The organism is Vibrio sp. 811 (genome assembly GCF_033339195.1).
In genome coordinates, this window is sequence record NZ_JAWOUB010000335.1 from 1 (window position 1) to 753 (window position 753).

Sequence of the window (753 nt, forward strand, 5' to 3'; positions counted from 1 at the left end):
CCAACATAGGTCGTTGATGTTAAACAGCATGGTACGTGATGCGTTGGTGTAGTCAGTCACGTGAACGCGGCCTTGAGTCATCTTCCATACTAACCACGTATCGACGGTACCAAACAGCAGTTTGCCTGCTTCTGCATCTTCGCGTGCGCCTTCTACGTTATCCAGAATCCACTTAACTTTAGTGCCAGAGAAGTAAGGGTCAAGCACCAAGCCGGTGTTGTCGCGAACGTAATCTTCTAAGCCGCGGCTTTTTAGGTCTTCACAAATGTCTGCGGTACGACGACATTGCCATACGATCGCGTTGTAGACGGGTTTGCCTGTTTCTTTGTTCCAGACGATGGTGGTTTCACGTTGGTTCGTAATACCAATGGCAGCTAATTGGTCGCTTCGGATGCCTGACTTAGCCAAAGCTTCAACTAATGTAGAGCTTTGTGTTGCCCAGATTTCCATTGGATCGTGCTCAACCCAACCTGCTTGTGGATAAATCTGAGTAAACTCTCGCTGAGCGACGCTTACGATATTGGCGTCGTGATCAAGAATAACAGCGCGAGAGCTTGTCGTACCTTGGTCGAGGGCAACAATGTATTTTTGCTCAGTCATGGTAAGAATCCTTTTGTTTCGTTATTTATATTTTAGTAATTGGCAAGCGGTTAAGCTCGAGCTTCTTCTGTTTCTTCTTCAGTATCACATTGGTTTGGAATGGTACAACCGTGACCTTGGCGAGGGAGGTACGCCGCGATCGCTTTTGGATAT

General features: G+C 47.1%; 1 protein-coding gene and 1 pseudogene. Both read right to left on the reverse strand.

Translation table 11 applies throughout. The features are described from left to right. On the reverse strand, nt 1-600 hold a 600-nt coding region (locus tag R7Q46_RS26705; protein ID WP_318078161.1), incomplete at its 3' end, for an FGGY family carbohydrate kinase. Between the two features lie 50 nt (nt 601-650). After that, nucleotides 651-753, reverse strand: a pseudogene (locus R7Q46_RS26710) (aquaporin); the annotation flags it as partial.